The organism is Sphingobacterium thalpophilum, from assembly GCF_901482695.1.
In the GTDB taxonomy this organism is placed as follows: Bacteria; Bacteroidota; Bacteroidia; order Sphingobacteriales; family Sphingobacteriaceae; genus Sphingobacterium; species Sphingobacterium thalpophilum.
The window spans coordinates 484,032-500,694 of the sequence record NZ_LR590484.1 but is presented as its reverse complement, the minus strand read 5'-3'; the positions used below and the strand labels follow the sequence as shown (position 1 = coordinate 500,694).

16 protein-coding genes are annotated in these 16,663 nt (G+C 39.5%); 4 read left to right on the top strand and 12 right to left on the bottom strand.

Features of this window, described 5'->3' with window-relative positions; all coding sequences use genetic code 11:
• Positions 1-29 precede the first annotated feature (29 nt).
• Together FGL37_RS02120 and FGL37_RS02115 are read right to left on the bottom strand one after the other, a co-directional pair.
• Positions 30-305, bottom strand: a complete 276-nt coding sequence (locus FGL37_RS02120) for a hypothetical protein (RefSeq protein ID WP_028069956.1) — start codon at positions 303-305, stop codon at positions 30-32.
• Between the two features lie 294 nt (positions 306-599).
• Positions 600-875, bottom strand: coding sequence for a hypothetical protein (locus FGL37_RS02115; RefSeq protein WP_037533307.1), 276 nt, complete (start codon positions 873-875; stop codon positions 600-602).
• A 363-nt stretch (positions 876-1,238) separates the two neighbouring features.
• Here FGL37_RS02115 and FGL37_RS02110 point away from each other — a divergent pair, with 363 nt between their 5' ends.
• Entirely contained in the window at positions 1,239-1,457 is a 219-nt protein-coding gene (locus FGL37_RS02110; protein WP_028069958.1) for a hypothetical protein, read from the top strand.
• A gap of 80 nt (positions 1,458-1,537) precedes the next feature.
• Here FGL37_RS02110 and FGL37_RS02105 read toward each other — a convergent pair whose 3' ends face one another.
• Positions 1,538-1,921 carry a hypothetical protein gene (locus FGL37_RS02105; protein ID WP_028069959.1) on the bottom strand — a complete coding sequence of 128 codons (384 nt, stop codon included), beginning with the start codon at positions 1,919-1,921 and terminating at the stop codon, positions 1,538-1,540.
• 669 nt (positions 1,922-2,590) lie between these two features.
• Here FGL37_RS02105 and FGL37_RS02100 point away from each other — a divergent pair.
• Genes FGL37_RS02100 through FGL37_RS02090 form a run of 3 tightly spaced genes read left to right on the top strand, consistent with a single transcriptional unit; the run spans position 2,591 to position 8,504 of the window.
• A complete protein-coding gene (locus FGL37_RS02100; protein ID WP_160169488.1) occupies positions 2,591-3,880 on the top strand; it encodes a TlpA family protein disulfide reductase in 1,290 nt (429 codons plus the stop codon).
• A gap of 37 nt (positions 3,881-3,917) precedes the next feature.
• Positions 3,918-7,121 carry a SusC/RagA family TonB-linked outer membrane protein gene (locus FGL37_RS02095; RefSeq protein ID WP_051606884.1) on the top strand — a complete coding sequence of 1,068 codons (3,204 nt, stop codon included), beginning with the start codon at positions 3,918-3,920 and terminating at the stop codon, positions 7,119-7,121.
• A 12-nt stretch (positions 7,122-7,133) separates the two neighbouring features.
• Positions 7,134-8,504, top strand: a complete 1,371-nt coding sequence (locus FGL37_RS02090) for a RagB/SusD family nutrient uptake outer membrane protein (RefSeq protein ID WP_028069961.1) — start codon at positions 7,134-7,136, stop codon at positions 8,502-8,504.
• 68 nt (positions 8,505-8,572) lie between these two features.
• Here the strand turns inward: FGL37_RS02090 and FGL37_RS02085 are convergent, their stop codons facing one another.
• From FGL37_RS02085 to FGL37_RS02045, 9 genes are all read right to left on the bottom strand, one after another.
• The gene (locus FGL37_RS02085; RefSeq protein ID WP_028069962.1) at positions 8,573-8,869 is read right to left on the bottom strand and encodes a hypothetical protein; all 297 of its coding nucleotides are present in this window, start codon (positions 8,867-8,869) and stop codon (positions 8,573-8,575) included.
• Between the two features lie 30 nt (positions 8,870-8,899).
• Positions 8,900-9,400, bottom strand: a complete 501-nt coding sequence (locus tag FGL37_RS02080) for a MauE/DoxX family redox-associated membrane protein (RefSeq protein ID WP_232048616.1) — start codon at positions 9,398-9,400, stop codon at positions 8,900-8,902.
• Positions 9,401-9,542: 142 nt separating this feature from the next.
• Positions 9,543-10,490 (bottom strand): helix-turn-helix domain-containing protein, encoded by a 948-nt coding sequence (locus FGL37_RS02075; RefSeq protein WP_028069963.1) that lies wholly within the window; start codon positions 10,488-10,490, stop codon positions 9,543-9,545.
• Positions 10,487-11,665 (bottom strand): hypothetical protein, encoded by a 1,179-nt coding sequence (locus FGL37_RS02070; RefSeq protein ID WP_028069964.1) that lies wholly within the window; start codon positions 11,663-11,665, stop codon positions 10,487-10,489. The genes FGL37_RS02075 and FGL37_RS02070 overlap by 4 nt, the downstream gene beginning before the upstream one ends.
• A 158-nt stretch (positions 11,666-11,823) precedes the next feature.
• Positions 11,824-13,017, bottom strand: a complete 1,194-nt coding sequence (locus tag FGL37_RS02065) for a hypothetical protein (RefSeq protein WP_028069965.1) — start codon at positions 13,015-13,017, stop codon at positions 11,824-11,826.
• Between the two features lie 139 nt (positions 13,018-13,156).
• Positions 13,157-14,212, bottom strand: a complete 1,056-nt coding sequence (locus FGL37_RS02060) for an NAD(P)-dependent alcohol dehydrogenase (RefSeq protein ID WP_028069966.1) — start codon at positions 14,210-14,212, stop codon at positions 13,157-13,159.
• A gap of 28 nt (positions 14,213-14,240) precedes the next feature.
• Positions 14,241-14,999 carry an SDR family NAD(P)-dependent oxidoreductase gene (locus FGL37_RS02055; RefSeq protein WP_028069967.1) on the bottom strand — a complete coding sequence of 253 codons (759 nt, stop codon included), beginning with the start codon at positions 14,997-14,999 and terminating at the stop codon, positions 14,241-14,243.
• A 13-nt stretch (positions 15,000-15,012) separates the two neighbouring features.
• Positions 15,013-15,741, bottom strand: a complete 729-nt coding sequence (locus FGL37_RS02050; protein WP_081817866.1) for a dihydrofolate reductase family protein — start codon at positions 15,739-15,741, stop codon at positions 15,013-15,015.
• A gap of 64 nt (positions 15,742-15,805) precedes the next feature.
• A complete protein-coding gene (locus tag FGL37_RS02045) occupies positions 15,806-16,663 on the bottom strand; it encodes an aldo/keto reductase (protein WP_197734447.1) in 858 nt (285 codons plus the stop codon).

The following is a 16,663-nucleotide window of genomic DNA, read 5'->3' as shown; positions in this document are numbered from 1 at the left end:
AAGGAATATTTTTGATGTGATGGATAGGTTTATAGGTAGCGCATGGCCTGGCGGGATTTGCTCACGGCTTCGATCTCCATGCGGTCGATCCTCCAAGCTGCGGAGTGGTCGCCGTCCTTTCGCGGGGTAATCAGTCCCAGACCGATCCAATGCTCTACGTTTTTTCGTCCGTACCGTTTGAATGCCTCTGATTTTTTGAGGTACGGCCTGATATGGCCAGTTTTGGACAGGGCCAGTTTTGCGCCCATTTCGGCAGCATAAGAAAGCAATGTCTGCAATTGCAGCGGTGTCAATAGTATGTTCATGGCTTCTTTGGGGTTTAATGGTTTACTGATAAGGGAAAAGGGATTTCCCAATGGAACCGGCAACGGGCAACGAACCCGAAATGATCCGCTCTTGCCGATTATGGTAAGTTGTCGGAGCTACTCACGTCAGTCCCTACGGACCGGGCGACTGCCTGCCAATGCGCTTTCAGCATATTGGTACCGCCGAGTATTTCGGCTTACCTCACTTTCGCAAAATTTCCTGTTCCTCGCAGGATAATGCTTCGCTCCTCGATGTCAAAGACCGTTCTTGCTCCGCTATCGCAGCGGATGCGCTTACCTGTCCGCTACGGGCAGGTAGGTGATCCGATTGCTCGAAGCAGCGACGGCTTCGAGTTCCGATCTGTCAAAAAAGATTTGGGAAGTGTCGGTAGGTTGTTGTTTGGAGATCAGCCCCTCACGGAGCCATCTATCTACATTGCTACGACCATACAGGCGGTAAGCGTCGGCTTTGGTCAACTGATCTGGAACAGGTTGTTCTTCTTTGATTGCGTTTGCTGTTCCTTGTTCGGCTGCATTTTTCAGCAGCGTTGCCAGTTCCGTGTACTTCATTCTTCCCGATGGATTTATTCTTCCATTCGGGTACAAAGCACGAAAACGGGCCAACGCAAAAACAGTGTAAGGGGGTGAAAGAAACGTTTCACCCTTGCGTTAAAAAGTGGTTTTAAATGGTGTTAAAATGGGTTTTTGGGAATTTTCAAAAGTGCGGTATTTTATGGGAAAAGGTTCTGAATTGACTGGAAAAGCGGTAGAAATGTGGAGACCTTTGGGGATGGTCTGGCATTGGAAAGAATGTAATATAATCCGTGATACAGCCGTTAAGAAATAGAAACGTCATCTTTCACATTTGACTTGAAAAAGTTGGGATGATAGGATATTTATTTTTAATTTACACCACGTAATCTAATTTAAAAAATGACATCAACAGATATATTCCTAACCCAAATCCAGAGTGATGTTGAGTTTATACAGCGTGCAAAACGTATGGGGTTGGAAACGCTGGGCGACATTATGGATATTAAGCTACCCGATCTGCGAAAGAAAAAAGATTTCACCTATCTATGGTATGCCGATCTGTTGGCGATGCTGGATAAAAGAGGACTTCTCGAAGAATTTGAACGGAGACAGCTTTGAATTTTATACTATCTGGTAGGGGCTAAAAAAGAAAAAGGCGAGTTTTTTTAACTCGCCCTTGTCCTGTATTGTAATGTTTTTTAAGTATCTCTTTTAGATAGTTTTTCCTCCAATTCAGCGATAAGTTTATTTTGAAGTTCGATGATATGATCCTTATCGTCTATCGTTTTGGTGTGTTGTTCAATTAGCGCCTCTAATTTGGAAACCTTTTGCTCTAATTCTTGGGTGTTTTGGTTTAAGATAGATTTCAGTGGTTCTTTACTACCGTAATAGTGTAAATAGACATTCTCATTTAACAATATGCTGATTTTTGCAATACGGTCGCTGGGTATTTCAGATTGTTTATAAATTTTGGGAACGGTCTTAACGGACAGATTAAGAATATCGGCAACGGCTTTATCCTCGATACCTCTTTCTCTTAGTCGTCGTTGTATATATTTACCCAATGATTCCTTTTCGTCCATTCCCAAAAATCCTAAAGATTTAGTTGATTTGCTTAGGTGTTAATATCCTAATTTTGAGTATTTGATAACCAAATTTTGGATATTAAAACTATTCTATCTATACTTGTAGTGGAATATTAATTTGTATTCCAATGGTATTTAACTAATTGAGTCTCGTCCACAACTCTCACATACAATTCAAAGCGAGACGGTAGGTTAAAGCCCATGATGATATTTTATGTACCTTTAGGCATACTATAGCTCATGGGCTACTACTGTAAATCCGTCTTTGAAGGGGTGAGAGCCTTGTGGAGCGGTATGGAGTAGCCCGGCTATAGTCCTCTCACCGACGAGACTCACTATATTTAAAAATAGTGAGTATGATCCGCAAAAAACAATTTCTTAAAAATTTGATTTCTGCTCCAGAGTAAGGCAGCAGCCGTTTTCGGCTTTCTATTCCTATACTACGATGGGCGCCCTCAATGTTTAGGTTTTTATTCATTAACAGATTTATGACTGTTTTAAACCTATTTACAAATGAAGCTATTTTACAGCTACATAGGGCGCTTATGTTCCTATCTTCCCCATCTTTTTCATATAGTCAAAGACAAATCTAATAAAATATTTTGGCCTGCCATCAGAGGGCATAGACTGGTAGTGTCCGGCAGGCACTTTTTAGTATTATGTTTCGTGTTGTTTAGTGTCGGGGTATCCCGATCGCAGTCCCGAACCGAGTTCGGGGCTGTTAACAAACAAAACATTACACCTCTTAATATAGGTGATCCGCTCCCACATGGATTGTGGGATTTACCATTACAGGTAGTCAACCACCCAAAGGGCAAAAAGAGCATAACCCTAAGCGAGTATAAAGGCAAATTAATCATTTTGGATTTTTGGAGTACGTGGTGCGTGCCTTGCATCCGAAATTTTCCTAAGCTGCATGATTTACAAAATGAATTTGGCGACAGGATCAAGGTCTTGGCTGTAACAACTGAGGATACAGAGAAAATAACCAAGTTCTTTACAACAGGGATTGGGAAAGAACATACCTATGTTCATTCTGTAATAGATGACAAAGTGCTTACGACTTACTTCCCACATATAAGTGTTCCACATATTGTTTGGATTTCGCCCGATGGCATTTTACAGAATACGACATTGGCGGATGAAGTCAATAAAGTCAATGTGCAAACAATGTTAAACGATAAAAAAACTAACATGGTCGTAAAGGTGGACATTGATCGCAATAGACCTTTATTTCTTTCGGAATACTTTGGTGACGACTTACAATTAAATAGCTATTCCATTTTTTCAAAAGGGTATTATCCGGGGCTGCCGTCTGGTAATAATTTTAAGACAACCGAGGATGGTAAAGTGTATGGCAGGCAGATGACGAATACTTCTATAATTGATATATATAGGGCTATACTCAATGAATTGTTTCGCAAGAATGGAGAACACTTCAATTCAAAACGTATGATTGTAGAGATTAAAGAACCTGCCTTACTGAATGCGATAGAAGAAAAGGGCGGTGAACATGAAAAGTCTAATCTATACAACTATGAACTGATTGTACCCAAAGAAAAAGCAGACAGCCTTTATTATTATATGTTGGCAGACCTAAATAGGTATTCAGAATACATGGTTACTATCGAAAAACGTATGGAAGATTACCTTGTATTGGTAAGAACCTCTGCCAACGACAAAATAATGAGCAAAGGCGGAAAGTCGAAAATCAAATATTCGTCAACGAATTACATATCAATTAATCGTCCAATAAGCCACATGCTAAATATCCTCAATGCAGATACCATCATTAAACTGCCTATAATTGATGAAACAGGCTATACCAAAAAGATAGACATTGAAATTTCGGGAATTACCGATTTGCAGGCCTTAAGAAAAGAGTTAAACAGGTATGATCTCGATCTTAAACCTACGAAACGATACCTAAATATGGTCATTTTGAAAGACAAGTAGTTGCTTCTATTTTTTCACAATCTAACTCAATTTATAAATGAAATCTTTTATACTTCTTATTATTTTACTTACTGTTTCAGTATGCTTATATGCACAAACGCACTTAACTGGCAGAGTATTCGCCGACAATAATAATCGACCTATCGAGGGAGCGAACATTTCTCTACAAGGAACCCGTATTATAACTATCACGAACAGTAAAGGAGAATTTACAATACAGACAGGTACAAGTACAGAAAACGCTGTTTTAATCGTTAATCATGTAGGTTATGAGCCAACTACCATCACTGTAAATCTTCCGCAAAAAGACGCTTTAAATATCCATTTGCAAACATCTGTCCTTATGTTGGATGAAGTGGCAGTAGTCTCAACTGGGTATCAAAAAATTCCGAAAGAAAGGTCTACGGGGTCATTTTCTACAGTAAGCAATGAACTGTTTAATCAGCAGGTGGGAACAGATATTCTTTCCAGACTGCCCGCCATCGCTAATAGTATGGTGATGGATAACGGACGGCAAAGTAGCCCCCAAATGATGGTACGAGGATTGAGTACAATAAGTGGCCCAAAAGACCCTTTGATTATTGTAGATAACTTTCCGTATGATGGAGATATTACGAATATCAATCCAAACATAGTAGAAAATATAACCATCCTGAAAGATGCTTCGGCTTCCAGTATCTGGGGAGCAAGAGCAGCTAACGGTGTTATTGTCATTACCACCAAAACCGGAAGCTTTAATCGGCCAGTTTCTTTAGACTTTAATTCCAACGTAACCATTAGTGCAAAGCCTGATTTGGGATATATCCGTCAAATGTCATCTAATGATTATATTGACATGGAGCAGGAATTGTTTTCACGCAATTTTTATAACAGTCAAATTAATTCATCAAGTCGTCCCGTAATCAGTCCAGTGGTGGATTTACTGAACAAAGCGAGGAATGGAATAATTACACAAGAACAGGCGCAACAGCAGATTGATAGATTGAGAACAGTAGATGCAAGAGATCAGTTTAATCAATATATGTACAAGCCATTGGTCAATCAGCAATATTTCTTAGGTGCGCAAGGTGGTTTAGAAAAGTTTTCGTGGACTTCTTCATTAGGTTACGATCATAATAAAGACAATTTAGAAAGTACATACCAACGGATCAATTTCCGTTTTCAAAACACTTATCGTCCTATAACACAACTTTCACTTACCACGGGGTTGTATTACACCCAAAACCAAAACAAGTCTGGTCGTTATGGCTATAATAATGTATCTATGAAAGGCGGTTCGGCACCTTATATGCTGTTGGCCGATGACAGTGGAAATGCTCTCTCTGTTGTAAAGAACTATAATCAAACGTATATCAATAATCTCGGTGACGGCAAACTGCTTGATTGGAACTACTATCCGCTTACTGATTGGCAACACCAAACGTCAAACGGCAATTTATCCGATATATTGGCAACGGCAACACTTGACTATCAAATCATAAAAGGGTTGAATGCGACCGTAAGTTATCAATACGAAAGGCAATTGGGACTAACCACCAATCTTGCAAACCTACAAAGTTTTATGGCAAGGGATTATATCAACCGATATTCCCAAATTGTAAACGGAGACGTGGTCTATATCGTACCCTATGGTGATATAATGGATAAATCCAACAGTATCCTGAATGCAAATAATATACGTGGCCAATTGAATTTTGACAATACTTATGGGAAACATAATATCACGGCATTAATCGGGGGAGAAACACGTTCCGCCCATACACAATCAAATCAGACCCGCTTCTATGGCTATGATCCTAACAATTTAACTACGGCAAACGTGGACTTTACAAGGACATACCCAAACATTGTAAATGGCGGAGCGGACTTCATCGAAAGAGGTCAATCTCTCGGAGAAACAAGTACGCGGTTCTTATCCTATTTCGCTAATGCAGCATATACTTATGACGAAAGGTATGTACTTTCAGCGAGTGCCCGCAGGGATGCAAGCAACCTTTTTGGATTGACAACTAATGACCAATGGAATCCTTTCTGGTCGGCAGGAATTGCTTGGAAACTATCGAATGAAAAGTTCTACAAAGGTGATTTTTTGCCATATCTCAATCTTCGTGCAACTTATGGCTTCAGTGGCAATATTGACCCTGCTATGGTTGCCGTCAATACGGTTAGGTTTCTCCCATATACATCTGTTTTTACGGGTACGCCATACGCAAATTTCAATAATTACTACAATCCATTGTTAAGATGGGAGACAAGTAAGATGCTAAACCTTGCATTAGATTTCCGTTTGAAAAATGATCGCTTGTCAGGATCAATAGAGTACTACCATAAAAAAGGCGAAAATCTTTTTGGTATGGCTCCAATGGATTATACAACAGGTGTGCCTACCTATATATTAAGAAATGTCGCCAGCATGAAAGGAAACGGTTGGGATATACAGCTTAGAAGTAAAAATATAGATCGTTCATTCAAATGGAGTACTATATTAAATCTTAGTACTTATCAGGACAAAATAATCGAATACTTGATAGACCGTACATTGGCAAGAGAGTACATTTCCACTTCTACTGTACCCATATCTGGTATAGAGGGAAAGCCAGTATATGCAATTTATGCCTATAAATGGGCTGGATTAGATCCAAATACAGGCGAAGCACAAGGATACCTTGATAATGAAGTGAGCAAAAACTATAACAGTATAACTGGGAATGGTACAAGTGTTGAAGATTTAGAATATTTCGGTTCGGCTATACCTACTACATTTGGTTCATTAATCAATGCCCTCTCCTATAAAAATTTCAGTCTTCAAATGGGTGTCAGTTTTAAATTTGGTTATTATTTCAGGCGCAGTTCGGTTAATTACACAAACCTGTTTAATAATTGGATAGGCCATTCGGATTATGAATTTCGCTGGCAACAGCCGGGAGACGAAATGCAAACGAATGTGCCTGTAAATTTATATAGCACTAATACCAATAGGGATTCTTTTTACAATGGTTCAAGTGTTTTGGTAGAAAAAGGCGACCATATCAGACTACAATACATCAATCTTGCATACGACTTTAAAATGCCTTTTAATATGAAAGCTGGCATTAAAGGTTTGCAGGTATATTTCAATGCAAATAATCTTGGGGTATTATGGAAAGCCAATAAAGCGGGTATTGATCCTGATTTTAATAGAGGTACTAACAGCCTTATAACACCCGCAAATTATTCACTTGGTCTCAAAGCAAAATTATAAAAGGACATTACGATGAAAAAGAATATACAAATAATAACGATAATATTATTGCTGTCAATTTTGTTTTCGGGATGCGAGAAGTTTCTCGAAGAAAAATCGGATAAAAGTTTAGCTATTCCTACCACTCTACAGGATTTTCAAGCCTTATTAAATAATTGGGAAATGCTCAACAGTAATTCTTCTGGTATGGGAGAAGCAAGCAGTGATGACTATTTTTTAAAAGACGAAGATTATGAGGGATTATATTACGAAAGTGACAAGCGGCTATATACATGGCAACCGGACTATGTTTCAACTCCGGTGTCTGCTACAGGGGATGATTGGCAAAGATGTTATAGTAGCATTTATATCTGTAACTCTGTTCTGAAAGGACTTGAGGAAAACAATCTTGTTGGACAAGAAGCAGATTATATCAAAGGTCAGGCATTGGTTTTTAGGGCAGCCAGTTATTTAGATGGTGTGCAAATTTGGGCACCTGTCTACAATAAGCAGACTGCGGGTACCGACTTGGGAATGGTGTTAAGGTTAGACCCCGACATGAATATTCCATCAATCAGGTCATCTGTACAGGAAACCTATGACCGGATATTGAATGACTTAACCGATGCCATTCCTTTGTTACCAACTTCAAGTCTGGCGGCTACACTTCCGACAAAAGCAGCAGCTTACGGATTATTAGCGAGAACCCATCTAATTTTAGGAAACTATACCGAGGCATTAGAAAACGCAGAAGAAGCATTTGAAATTAGCAATAAGTTGATAGACTTTAATGAGTTAGACCCTAATGCAAATTTTCCGATTCCCGCGGTAAATCAATTGAGTTCAGAAATAGTATTTCAAACAAGGATGTATCCACCGAATCTGATTAATCTTGACATAGCGAGAATAGCTCCCGCACTTTATAATCTTTATGACGAGGGAGATTTAAGAAAGATTATATACTTCCGCAGGGGGGATGATGGAGATTATAGGTTTAAAGGCACGCACATGGGGCATCCAGGACTTACAACGGGCATTACGACCAGTGAATTACTCTTAATTATTGCAGAATGTGATATTCGTTTAAATAAACTCACCGAAGCTGCAAATGCGTTGAATGAATTACTTGCGAAACGATGGGATGTTAATCTGTTTACGCCATACTCATTTACAGACAAAAATATTGCGTTAAACATTCTTTTAAATGAAAGAAGAAAGGAATTGGTGTTTCGTGGGCTACGTTGGTCAGACATTAAGCGGTTGAACAGGGACGGGGCCAATTTAACCCTTACAAGAACGGTAAATGGACAAACATTTACGTTACCGCCAAATGATTTACGCTATGCCATCGCTATTCCCGAAACTGTTATCGAAATTAGTGGAATATTACAAAATCCGAGGTAAAATTTTAAAAAGCATAAAGGGGGAAGCCCCTTTATGCTCTCAAATTAATTTTGATAAATTAATTTCGCCTACTGTCGTCTGCTATCAACAATGCTCAATACTTCTGGATTAGTTTTCCCATCCAGTTTGCTTTCCAAATCCGCCTCATCCTCAGCGGTAATTTGACAAGGCTTGGTATTGCCTGTTCCACAAGTTACCGATGAGTTTCCGGGTTCCCAATTGTCAGGATTAGCGAATGCTCCGGGATCTGTACTTTCGCTTGCATAATGATAAGTCGTAGCTGTACTTACCATCTTAAACGACATCGTTACTGCCCCAATTGCCAAAGCAGTAATCATTAATAAATTTACTTTTAACTTTTTCATTGTCTTAGAATTTTGACGTTATGTAATATTTTATATCTGTCTTTTGGCCGACCCGCCCTCGGCAGTTCCGTTTCCCACGTCACTACCTCGTAGTTTGTACCATAAATAAAGTCCGCTAATACTTAGGACCAAGAAAAATAGATTAAAGAAAAAATGCTGTGTCCAGTTCATACCTTTGATGACTGATCCACATCCGCAGGGTCGTTTTTCCCATGCGCCCAGGAGAGCCACAGCTATATAACCTGTAAAGACCGTCATTAAGAAAGCGGATAGTATTAAACCGATCCTACGGAATTTCTCTGACACCAATACAAATACGATCAACAGCTCCAAAGCTGGCAGGGTATAAATAAGGACAAGGCCTAAACTATCAGAAAAAGGTTGATTTAAAATGCCATCTTTAAAGGATGTAAAATCTATTATCTTATCGATGACCACTGGCACCCAAAGGAGTAGCAATAGTGCAATTACTATATTGAAAGCGATCTGTTTTCTCTTTCGTTGGTCTTGATATGTAATCGTTGTTTCCATTGCTTTTGATTGCTAAGGATAGCTGTATCATCCTTTGGTATAAAGTTCACCAAAGCTGGAAACGTGGGAAAGAAAGAAACGGTAAAAATTGAGCAAACTTGTGCTAAAATCTTACCATATTTTTCAATTTTCGGGTAAAAGGTTATTTATTGCGTTTTTGGTAGCCCTCTAAGGCATAGCGAAATGTTCTTTCATCGGTATATCCAATTTTCATATAAACGTCCTTGATGTTCATGTTCTCCTGATCCATTAAGGTGATTGCTTTCTCCATACGTAGATCGGTATAATATTGTTGAACACTAAGGTTGTATCGTCGTTTGAAGATATTCGATAGGGTGCGTTCCGTCATGTTGAAATGATCCGCCAAAAACTTAGTGTTTAACCTCGCATCGCAATAGTTAGAATCTATAAAAGTTTTGATTTCAAAAGCTATATCGTTGTCCTGATCTTCCAATGCCTTATCGTAGTATTCCAGTAAAAGACTGATATACTTGCGTAAGTTTCCATCCAATGCTCCTTTGTTGTCCCGTGAGTAGCTATAAATTTTATAAAGCCAACGTTGTATTTGTCGATCCATACGGCGTTGATACATGGTTTCATATAAACGTTTGCTATGGGTGAACCTTTGCAGGATACATTGGATATTTTTATAATCATGGGTGATGCTCGTGATCCAGTCCGGGTCTATGCTCACGACCAAAGCGATATGTTTCCCTTTCTTGGCGTAGGCAAAATATGACCCCTTGTCATAGTATGACATCATGAGTGTGTTAGCCTGTGTCCTGACGATTGGTCTTTTCTTTTCCGTTGTATAGAGCAGGCTACCTTTTAACATAAAATACATATACAGTTGCCTATCGTGGATAACGTAAGGAATGTAAGTGTGTTCTTTAACATCAATCTCAATCAGATCAATAAAGAATGGATTGTTAACCAGCTGTTGACTGAATAATTGTAACTCCGGCACTTTCATAAGTCGTTTTTCTTTAGCAAAGGGTAATTGATACCTGCACCCATCGGGAATATTTTGGAGCTGCTCATTGAGATTTAGCCGTTTATCATCGATATATAGAGTATAGGGTATCTTCATGGATTAGGCTCTTTATCACGGTGGGTATTATGATGCTCGTTCAGCCAGTTGACCATACCGATCAAATGACCCTTAACTTTATTTGCTGTTGAGTATTCGATATTGGTAGATTTCTTTTGAAGGCTTTCAGCAGAGATAAAGGGTGTCTTAGGTGTACGGTAGTGACGTGCGTAATAGGCAAAAGTCCGTCCTACATCTTCTTTAGGCAAAATACCTCTCTCCATAAACAGCCTTACGAATACGCCCAATTGGGTAACAGGTACACTCACCTCCATACGTTCGTTTTCTTCGGTGAGTTTATGATCTTCAATTTCAGATCGGCGCAACTCCATACGTTGTTGAAGATATGCTTTCTTCTCTTTTAGGAATACCCTTAATTGTTCTCTAATGGATATGTCTTCGGGCATCCATCTTAAAGTGGTTCTTGGTGGCAGTCCGTTTATTCTATCCTCGAATCCGATCAGTATTTCCATCTGCTCGTGCAGGCTTGGCGTGTCCAAGAGCATTCGATTACAGTTAATGATGCAGTAATTGAAAAAAGCCGGGGTATTAAAATCATATTGGTACAAGAGGTTTTCCATTTCTGCTGTTGAATAGCTTTCCGAATCTTCCATTCTGTCCAATATCAGACAGGCATAATCAAGATCGGATTTCTTCATTTCTTTTTTTCGGATATGGGATTGTAGGCCGGACAACAAGAGCTTGCTTAATTGCTTATCTATATTGGAGTTTCCGATTTGTTTACGGACGATTTCAAACTTTTGGTTTAACATGATCCTGACATTGGAGAGGAAATAGTTTGCTATCGGAAGTCCTAATTGGATTTCTCGGTCATAGCGCCCACACATTTCTGTTATTGATCCTAATAGAAAAAGTACGTGTCGATAAATATTCCGTATATGGTGTGAAAAACGACTTTTATTCCACAATGCCGACATTCTTGTTAGATAGGCATATATCTTATTGCTTACCTCGATTAATTGCATGAGGTAAATTCTCGCAATCTTTTCTGAACTGCTAAGCTGTTCAATAAAAAAGGACCGAAATTGCTTAATCTCTTTTTCTAAATCGACGACCAATCGATATAAAATATCGTGTTCTTCGCAGGCATTTAGTTTTCCGGGATACAAAGTGTCTTCCAATGTGTACAGCCAATTTATTGATACTCTTTCCATAACCACAAAACTTATAATCTGACATACAACTAAGGTTTATGAATAAAAACCAAAGTATGGCGAAGCAAATGCGACTACAAGTACAACTTTTGGTGTTCCCTTTTTGTACCCGTGGTTATTTAAGCTGAAATTAGAGTGGGGTTTAGGTAATTTTTAGACTAATACTCTTTGATTTTCTCTATGATCCGTTCCAATGTTTCGATGGCAATCTGCCTGTCTCTTTCCTCTGGGCTATATGCTTTGCTTCGCATCGCACCATGTGAAATATCTTCTTTATATGGGGTAGATAGATGAGGGGCTATCGTTTTAAAAACCTCATTTAGTGATTTGGCTTGGATAATTCTTAGATCGTCTGTAGCCCGAAGTATCAATGCCATCTGATCGGTTGAAAGAACACAAAGGATTTTTTGTTTTAGTGTTTGTTCTATACCATTGCTCGATCCAGCAATCCCCTGTAGGGGTAATACAACTAACCTCAATTTCTTTTCCAAGTAAACGATCTCTTGTGAAAACCAATTGCCGATTACCGTGTCTAAATCCCGGTATTTGGGATTAAGTTTCATATTAGGTTTGCGATGCAATTGGTTAAATGCTTTGTAGAAATACAATAACTTATCCATTTTCTCTACGGGCTGCTCATAACGGTTAACTTCGGTCGCAAGACGATCAGTAAGCAAATTCATAAATTTCTTACTGTTGAAGTTCAAGTATATCAGGAGATGTTCCAATTGGGAAAATTCTTCATTATCATTTTGCGTCCAATCAATCTTTTCTAATCCATTTATAAGCTCCCTAAAGTACAGCACTACTCTAAAAGTCAGATCGTATGGATGCGATGGCGAGGTTATAAAGTTTGTCATCTTATTGACCAACAATTTCGCTACCGGATTATCCAATACACACTTTTGTAACCTGTCTATCTTAATTTTAAGTTCACGTTTGGTCACGTCAAAATACGTGACGGGCAACCGTTCATCAAGACTGATATATTTGGAAAACCGGGTTTCTAAAAAAGAGAAAAGTTCATCAAGATTGGAAAGAAGTGCTCTATTTAGCTCTTGCATTGGTTTTGCTTCGGGAGCAGTTAACTCTTTGTTCCTAACTGTCTGGTCGAGCAAGGCGATCAGTGAAACATGATATTGTTTTATAAGTAAATCTATTTCATCTTCTTTATTGATAGAAAATACTTGACTTTTTATAAGCGACTGCAAGCGCAAGGTTTCTTCACTCAAACGGCTTTTGATCTGTTCTGCCTGTTCTTGGGTTATGGCCGAAACGTCTGTCTTTGCTGGGTTTAATGAAACCATAACTAATAAGTCTAACCATTCTAACGGGTATTTCCCCTTTTCCATAAATAGATATTCGTATGAATTAAGTATACTGTCGTTGTTCGCTCTCTAATGCCTATTGCATTTATTGTCATTTAAAAAGAAATTCCAGATACATCTCGACAGTAGGTGTATCTGGAATTTGCTATACGATAATGGTCTGCTAAATTTTCAAGCTTGCCATATCAATGACAAAACGGTATTTCACATCACCTTTTTCCAACCGTTCAAAAGCTGTGTTTACCTCTTGAATATTGATAATTTCGCTTTCGGCGGTAATGTTGTGCTTGAAACAGAAGTCTAACATTTCCTGTGTTTCAGCAATACCTCCAATGTTGGAGCCTGCAAAACTTCTTCTTCCTGATACTACGTTAAATGCACCTATTTCCAACGGTTCCGGTGGCAATCCTACCAATACGACTGTTCCATCGTGGCGCAATAAGTTGAGATAAGTATTTACATCGTGTTTCGCAGAAACGGTATCTATTATGAAATGTAACTTACGGTTGTATTTAGCCATTGCTTCTTCATCCGATGACAATACGGCTTCATCAGCTCCTAATCTTTTGGCATCTTCTACTTTGCTCGGCGAGGTAGTAAATACAACTACTTCCGCACCCATTGCTTTTGCAATCTTGATAGCTAAATGTCCTAAACCTCCAATTCCTAAAACCCCAACTTTTTTGCCCGGTGCTGCTCCCCAATGTTTCAATGGAGAATACACTGTTATTCCGGCACAAAGTAAAGGTGCTGCGGCTGCCATATCTTTAAATTCTGGCATGTGCAATACATATTTTTCATTGCACACATAGGTTTTAGAGAAACCTCCATACGTGTAACCTCCTGAAATTTTATCGGGGCTGTTGAAAGAATAGGTTACGCCCTCATCGCAAAATGGCTCTAAATCTGTTTCGCAGTATTCGCAGTGACCGCAGGCGTCTACAATACAGCCTACTGCGGCAAGATCGCCGACTTTGAAGTTTTTAACGTGATCGCCTATTGCGGTAACTCTGCCCACAATTTCGTGACCGGGAACAATTGGTCTGAACGATGGTCCGAAATCGTCCTTGATCTGGTGCAAATCTGAATGACAGATGCCGCAATACAGTACTTCAAATTCTACATCGTGAGGCTGAACCGCCCTGCGATTAATAACCATTTCTTTTAATGGTTCTGTGGCTGCTTCCGAGCCGTATGCTTTTACTTGTTTTGTTTCCATAACTTGAAATTTCTGAATTTTAATAATGTTATTGTATGGTAATACCTCCATCTACAACAAGGGAATGCCCCACCACAAAACTGGATGCTTCGCTCGAAAGCCAAAGTACAGCCTGTGCGATTTCATCGGCACGTCCAAGTCGCTTGATTGGCACTTGATTTATCAGTGCATTCAATACATCTGCTTCGCCTGTAAGCATCGTAGATACCATTGGGGTATCTATTACTCCCGGACATACTGCATTAATCCGTATGCCTTTTGAAGCATACTCCAAAGCAGCACTTTTGGTAATCCCTACAACTCCGTGTTTGGTAGAGCAATAGATGGTTCTTCCTGCAACACCGTCAATAGCTCCCATTGAAGCACAATTTACTATTGTCCCGCTACCTTGTTTTAGCATCTGCTGCACCTGATATTTTACACATAGCCAAACTCCCTTTAGGTTTACATCGTGAACACTGATAAAGTCTTCGGTATCGGCTTCTGCTATCTCTGCAAACGGGGGCATAATCCCAGCATTATTATAAGCTGCATCAATACGCCCAAATTCTTTAACTGTATTTTCAATAAGTGCTTTAACCTCCTGCTCATTGGAAACATCGCATTTTAAAGCCAATGTTTTTCCTTTGGCTGATAATCTATCGGCTTGTTCTTTAATGCTTTCATAGTTGTTTCCTGAAAGCACCACAGAAGCCCCGGCATCAAGAAACGCTTCGGCTGTTGCCAACCCCATTCCTGACCCTGCACCCGTTATTAAGGCAACTTTTCCTGTGAAATCAATTTTCATATTTTATAATTTTTTAGTTCTTTTTTACTTTGTAACGCAGCCACAAACCTCCCTCTGCCAGTTTTTCGACATCTATAAGCGTAAACGCTACCGGATTGATTTTATCCAAATATTCGCCTGTCTCAAATAAGGTGGAAGTATGAGAAGAAGCATCGATTACAGGAGCCATTACAAGGCTCAATTCATCTATCAACCCCTCACTCAAAAATGAACCGTTGATATAACCGCCACCCGATACCATTAAGGTATTGATACCAAAGAGTGTTTTCAGCTTTTGCGCAGCCAGTGTACAGTCGATATATTCTTTTCCCGCAATGATGTAAGAGATATTTAACCTACGCAGCAAATCACGGTAAGCATTGGAAGCCTGCTGGCTCAATACTTCGATGATGTGTGCTTCGGGGCGTTCCATATATTGTAGGGTATTGGTTGTCCAGCCCACTTTTCCCAAGCGGTCAATAGACACGTAGTACATTGCTGCATCGGCAGTAGCAATAAAATCGCCATCGGGAACTTGCGCTGCATTTTCCTGCAAGTCGGGTTTACGAAAATCTGTAAAATTTTCTTCCGTTGTAACTCTGCCACAAAGCCAGGCATCGGGATTATAGGTATTGTTGGTACGCTCGTATTCGCTGTCCACTTTTCTCGTTACAGATGCGCCCATGAAAGCTCCGTGTATTTTTCCGTCCAGCGAGGTCATCATGTGACAGATAATTCTCGGACGATTATTTTGTTCGCTCATATTTTTTTATTGATTAATTCGATTGCGTATATCCCGTATTCGTTATCCCTATAAAAGGTGGGCATTATTTCCGTTTTACGTTAAAAACAGGAAATGCTTTTGCATCACCGTAGTTGATTGGTTCTATGCTTTTCAATATCTCCAAATCTTCCACAGATATAGTAAAATCCACCTTTGCGTTATTTTCCATATTTCTCGGGTTGGCTGTTTTGGGCAATGGCAGCAATCCAAGATCAAGGCAATACCGGATTGCTAATTGCGGTACGGAAACACCATATTTTTCAGCTATTTTAGATACTTCGGGTTTTTTTATCAATTCACCGTGTGCAATTGGCGAATAGGCTTCCACAAGGATATTTCTTTGCTGGCAGTATGCGATCAGTTCTTTGGGGGTATTGCCTATGTGCGCCAAAACCTGATTGACCATTGGCTTTATGGCACAATCTTCAAGGATGTTTTCAAGGTCTTCTATCTCGAAGTTTGAAACGCCTATGGCACGTAGCTTTCCGTCTTTATAAGCATCTTCCAAAGCCTGCCATACTTCGATGTTTTCTTTGAAATAACGATTGCCTTTTCCAAATTCTGACCAGGGTTGCGGACTGTGTATAATCACCATATCAATATAATCAAGCCTTAACGCTTTGAGTGAACGGTCGATAGAAGTAGCTGCCTTAGTGTAGGACTTTATTTCTGCCGTTATTTTAGTGGTTACAAATAAATCTTCCCTCGCTACGCCACAAGATCTTATCCCATCGCCAACGCCTCTTTCATTACCATAAGCCTGTGCGGTATCAATATGTCTGTATCCTATTTCTGCCGCATCTTTTACTGCCTGTGCCGTTACATTATCACTGATACGCCATGTCCCCAAGCCAATCTTTGGAATTTCTACCCCATTTGAAAGGGTATATTTTTCTTTCAT